The following is a 5,075-nucleotide window of genomic DNA, read 5'->3' on the forward strand; positions in this document are numbered from 1 at the left end:
CGCCCGCGAAAGCGGGCGTCAACCTTCGGGAATACTGGAAAGCACCGCGCCGATCCCGATCCCGACCGCGCCACAGGCGCTTGAACCCTCACGCCCGTCAGGGCTTGTCCCTAAAAGCCGTCAACCCCTCTGCATCCCGGCCGCTGAGCAGCTCCTTTTCATCCACCACCGGCACTCCTGCCCTGACCAGGGCTTCTGCCAGCACGCCTCTTCCTTTGATTTTCTTTCCGCTGAAGGTGCCGTCATAAATATCGTGGACGCCGCAGGTGGGACTGCCGGATTTCAGTATGGCCAGGTCCACCTTTCCCATGCGGGAGAGCACCCGGGCTGCGCCCAGGCGGTAGATTTCATCCATGTCCCTGCCATCTTTACGGACCACCCGGCCCTTTCGGATTTCCACAGGCGGCCGGGGTACTGGAAGGCCTGCTTCCACTTCCGGGCACACCGGGACCACTTCTTTTCCCTGCAGAAAGGCCAGGACCTTTTCATTTCTGTTATTCCCGCCGCTGTACTTGCAGTTCCTGCCCAGAAGGCAGGCGCTCACCAGAACTCTCATGATATCCCCCTTTGCGTGAAGGCAATGAATTACTCACTGCCCTCTTTGAAATGAATGCGGGAAAGCACCTTCTCCGCTGCTTCCGGAGGCAGGTGGGTGGCGGCGTAGAGCCAGGTCTTTTTTCCCACGGGATACATGTAGTAGTTCACCATGCCATCGGGGCCGGCCATGCTGTAGGAAATATAGTTTTCCTCTTCCCTGTGGATTTCAAAGGGCATGGTAATGATAGAGGCCCGCTGGGCCTGTTCCTGCTCCCTGCTGATGAAGGCACAGCGCATCATGACCTTCTTCTTCTGGTACACCACAAGAACACCGGACGATTCTTCCATGGAAAAATCATCGCCCCTGTCCAGGGTGACCTGGATGTTCTCTCCCGTCTCCGGCTTCATGGTGATTTTCTCATCGGTCAGTCCGCAGCCTGCCAGCAGGACAACAGAAAACAGAAGAGATGCCGCTTTCAATTTCAAATGGTTCAAAGAAACCTCTCCTTTCCCTTTCATCAAGCGTATTTTACCACAAAAAGGGCCTCCGGTGACAATCCACCCCTTTCATGACTATAGAAACAGGAAATGGATTTCATGAAAGGAGGTTTCCTATGAATCAATCATTTTACCCCGGGGAGGACCTGGCCTCCCACTTTCCGTTGAAGGCGGCCCTGTCTATTTTCTTTCTTGCCCTGGTGCACCACGCCTTCATGTTCCTCTGCTTTTCCCTGCTGGTACTGGCAGACCTGCTGTCCCGCTGGATTGCCATCAGCGCCGCTCTGCTCAGGGCCGAAGGGAAATCGGAGGCCACCCTGCTTTCCATGATCCGGGCCATTCCCCGGGCCCGCCGCCTGGGTCTCATCTGCAGCAGCGTCATGAAAGAACAGGGCCTGTCCAAGCTCATCCTTTATAATCTGTGCGTCCTGGTTTCCGCCTGCGCCGACTATCTTCTCTCCGAAAGTGGCTTCCCCTCGGCCATGGTATCCCTGGCCGTGGGATACCTGACTGCTGCCGAAGCCCTTTCTGTCATGGAAAATCTGTCGGAAGCAGGCTTTTCTTCTGTCACCTTCATGCTGAAGCACATGAAAGGAGGCAGAAAATGAAATGGGGCATCGATGTATCGGAACACAACCAGCCCCTCTCCTGGCAGTCCCTGAAAAAGCAGGGCGCTTCCTTCGTCATCGTCCGTCTGGGCTGGGGAAAAGGCCACCTGGACAGCCGTTTCTATGAACAGGTAAACGGCGTCCTCGCCGCCGGACTGGAGCTGGGTATCTACTACTACAGCTATGCCCTCACCGAAGAAGAAGCAGCGGAAGAAGCCCGCTTCACCGCCGCCGTGCTGAAAGACTGCGGCCTGTCCAAAGACCGGCTCCCGGCGGGCTGCTGGCTGGACATGGAAGACGCCGACGGCTATAAAGAAAAGCGGGGCATCGCAGGCAGAGAAGAAATCACCGCCCTCTGCCGGGCCTTTCTTTTGGAAATGGAAAAAGAAGGATATCCCGACGGCCTCTACAGCAGCTATTCCTGGTTGGAAGAAAAAATCCACCTCCCCTCCCTGCCAAAGGACACCCCTCTCTGGTGCGCCCAGTGGGGCAGCACCTGCAGCCAGCCCGGCGCCCGGCTCTGGCAGTTCACCAGCACCCTTCCCCTGGACGGCCAGTTAGTGGATGGAGATATTATGTGGTAGGCCATTGGACACACCTGCGGTGTGAGTGTTCATGGGACACGCCCTCTCGGGCGTGAGGGTTCAAAGGGTTCAAAAGGTTCAGAGGGTTCAAAGGGTGGTGGTGGCGGCTTCGCCGCAGATTTAAAAAAAGGGGCGCGGCTGGCGCCGCGGGTTGTGTAGAAGGGTTGTGGAAAAAGGTTCTTAAGATGGATGGGCCTTCGGCCCAAGGGTTCTTAAGTTTGACGGGGCCTTTGGCCCCGAGGGTTGCGGTATTGCCGCTCTGCGGCAATGCTTATAAAGTCAGCGTTACGGGATTGGCTTTCTATGTCATATGGTATGATAAGCATTCTGCGGATTGGCTCGCTACGCTCGCCTCCCCCTATCCGGCTTCGCCGGACTTCCACCTAAAGGTGAAACGACTCACTATGATTTGTGCGTCGCTGGCGCTCCTTCAAATCATGTTCGCTGTGCACGCCAAAGGCGCGTCAAACTTAAGCCCCTTAAGAACCTTCGGCCCAGCGGGCCGTCAACCCTCAAGCCCCATAGGGGCTTGTCCGAGTTGGAAACAAAAAAACTGCGAGTTATCTCGCAGTTTTTTTGTTTCTCTATTCAGGCTTTAAAGTTCTTTTCTTCTCGAATCAGCGTTTCCAGATCTTTTTCATCCACTTTGAAGGAGATGAGGTCTCCTTCGCCATTGACGTAGCGCACTTCGTAAGGTACATCCAGGATTTCTTTTCTAGTGAAGCCGAAGTAGCGGACGAAGTGGCTGTGGGGCAGGAGGCTGTCTACCACGGGGTCCATGGTGTACCGGGGAAAAATCATTTTCCCTTCTTTTACCAGGGCCAGGTGTTCTGCTCTTCCGCTGCCTTTGGTTTCGGTGGACCAGGAGATGAGGTGGTGCACCGGCACGTAGGCGGGGGCGATGAAGAAGATGTCCTGGTTTTGGAGGAGCCGGTCCCTGAAGTCATGGGGCACGTCCAGGAGGCGCAGGGTTTCTGTGGAGGAAATATAGAGTCCTGCGGTGTAGGGTGTCACCAGTACCACCTGGTTGGAGCCGATGGTGCCGTGGCGCATTTCTACGCCGTAGTGCATGGGATTTTCCAGGGAGCCATGTTTTTTGATGGTTTTCCCCTGCTGCCACAGGGTATCGAAGGATGCTTCGTCCAGATGGATGAAATCGGCAGCTCCAGCAGTGAAGGGCAGGGCAAAGGCTAGGGCGGCAGCGAGAGTAAGGATTTCTTTTTTCATGGGCTGTCTCTTATTTTTTCAGGAACGGCACAATGGCACTGCCGTGGGGGATGATATTGATGGAGTAGTCTGTCTTTCCTTCTTCTGCCAGCTGTTTTTTCGCCAGTTCCCAGGCTTCTTCCACAGTGGCCACGGGGATCTGGTGGGTCTTTTCACGGAGGATGTCGAAGTTTTCCGGCCGGGTCACGATGTAAACGGTATGGGTCATGGCGGTGATGAGGTTTTCAAAGGCTACGAAGAAGGGAATGGTGAAGCAGCCGCGGAGGCCTTTTTCCATGTCTTCCAGGTTTTTGTACTTGAAGCTGCCCAGGTAGGCCGGCGGTTCCATGACGTCTTCTGCTTCAATCATGGTGATGATGATTCCGCCTTTTTTCGTGGCGATTTCAGCGGTGGTGTAGCACTTGGTGCCCTGGTAGAGGTTGGTGTCCTTGGGGTAGCCGCCGGCGGATACGATGGTCACGTCGGCCTGCTGTTTCATGGGCACTTTCTGCATACGGTAGGTTTCTTTCGTTCCTTCCAGCCATGCTTTGTAGGGATCGCCGCCCACCATGGAGGAGATTTCCCCTTCTTCATTAATGATGGAATGAACCAGGAAGCAGGGGCCCACCATGTCGCAGGCTTCCTGCATGTCATCGGATACGGGGTTTCCTTCGATTTTCAAAAGTTTGGCATCCGGGTTGAGGCCGCTGCCCAGGGTGGGTCCCAGGGCATGGCAGTGGTTCTGCTGCACTGTTTCAAATCCTGCCACGCCGGGAAGGATGAGCTTTCTGCCGCCGCCAAAGCCGGCCATGTCGTGGGTGGAAACGGCATTAATGAGGATGACCTTGTCCGCTTCTGCCACCCGGGTATCGATCCACACGTCGGTGCCCAGCTTGGTGACGCCCATATGGGTGAGCATGGATTTGTCCGTGGAAATATGCTGGTACATTTTAATGCGGCGGGCCACTTCTTCACCTACGCAGGTCACGTTTTCCTCGTCCGTGTGGGGACGGTGGGTGCCCTGGGCAAAGACGATGTAAATGTCCTCATCCGGCACGCCGGCCAGATTCAGCTCATTCACCACATGAATGGTGAATTCCGATGCCCTGTTCCAGGCACGGGTAATGTCGGCCACTACCAGACATACCTTATCACCCTTCTTCACCAATTCCTGCAGGGGCTTCGTGCCGATGGGATGACGCATGCACTCAATGGTGGCTTTCTTCACATCGCAGGCAGGCGTAGGCACCCCTTCCAGCACATCGGAAATATGCTCCTCCGGGAGCATGACAGACTGTGTTCCATGGCCATAGGCCAGTTTGTATTCTCTGAGACCCATAGGTATCCTCCATCTGTACACCTTCCGCCAAAACGGCGGATTTTCTTTTTATTATACAGCCTCATGGCAGCAGTGTCACTATGGAGTTGGACACGCCTGCGGCGTGGTAAGTGTCAAGTTTTCCTCGGTAATTCATTTGACTGTCGATAATTACTATCTCCGTGGCTTCGGTTTAATCAGTATTTCTGTATAGCTCTGGCCAGTCTCCCCATTGGTGAAGAAGAAGCTCCATAAACGCCTATACGCCCCTCCAGGCATCCCGGCCTATAGTTTCTCATCTTACGCTTCTGCGCCTCACTCCGG

General features: G+C 55.2%; 6 protein-coding genes. 2 read left to right on the top strand and 4 right to left on the bottom strand.

What is annotated here, in order from left to right:
• Positions 1-97: 97 nt before the first annotated feature.
• Both HMPREF9453_RS05045 and HMPREF9453_RS05050 read right to left on the bottom strand, forming a co-directional pair.
• Positions 98-556 carry a 2-thiouracil desulfurase family protein gene (locus HMPREF9453_RS05045; RefSeq protein ID WP_008859484.1) on the bottom strand — a complete coding sequence of 153 codons (459 nt, stop codon included), beginning with the start codon at positions 554-556 and terminating at the stop codon, positions 98-100.
• Positions 557-585: 29 nt separating this feature from the next.
• The gene (locus HMPREF9453_RS05050; RefSeq protein ID WP_008859485.1) at positions 586-1,032 is read right to left on the bottom strand and encodes a hypothetical protein; all 447 of its coding nucleotides are present in this window, start codon (positions 1,030-1,032) and stop codon (positions 586-588) included.
• Between the two features lie 119 nt (positions 1,033-1,151).
• Between HMPREF9453_RS05050 and HMPREF9453_RS05055 the strand changes: the two genes are divergently transcribed.
• On the top strand, positions 1,152-1,643 hold the full coding sequence (locus HMPREF9453_RS05055) for a phage holin family protein (RefSeq protein WP_008859486.1): 492 nt from the start codon (positions 1,152-1,154) through the stop codon (positions 1,641-1,643).
• A complete protein-coding gene (locus HMPREF9453_RS05060) occupies positions 1,640-2,227 on the top strand; it encodes a GH25 family lysozyme (protein WP_008859487.1) in 588 nt (195 codons plus the stop codon). Before HMPREF9453_RS05055 ends, HMPREF9453_RS05060 begins: the two co-directional genes overlap by 4 nt.
• A gap of 588 nt (positions 2,228-2,815) precedes the next feature.
• On the opposite strand, the gene HMPREF9453_RS05070 is transcribed toward HMPREF9453_RS05060, so the two are convergent.
• Both HMPREF9453_RS05070 and larAH10 read right to left on the bottom strand, forming a co-directional pair.
• Positions 2,816-3,454: a hypothetical protein gene (locus HMPREF9453_RS05070; RefSeq protein ID WP_008859488.1), complete on the bottom strand. Its 639-nt coding sequence runs from the start codon at positions 3,452-3,454 to the stop codon at positions 2,816-2,818.
• Positions 3,455-3,464: 10 nt separating this feature from the next.
• Complete coding sequence (gene larAH10, locus HMPREF9453_RS05075; protein ID WP_008859489.1) at positions 3,465-4,772, bottom strand: NPN-dependent 2-hydroxyacid racemase, LarAH10 family; 1,308 nt, start codon at positions 4,770-4,772, stop codon at positions 3,465-3,467.
• Positions 4,773-5,075 lie beyond the last annotated feature (303 nt).

It is taken from the genome of Dialister succinatiphilus YIT 11850 (genome assembly GCF_000242435.1).
In the GTDB taxonomy this organism is placed as follows: Bacteria; Bacillota; Negativicutes; order Veillonellales; family Dialisteraceae; genus Dialister; species Dialister succinatiphilus.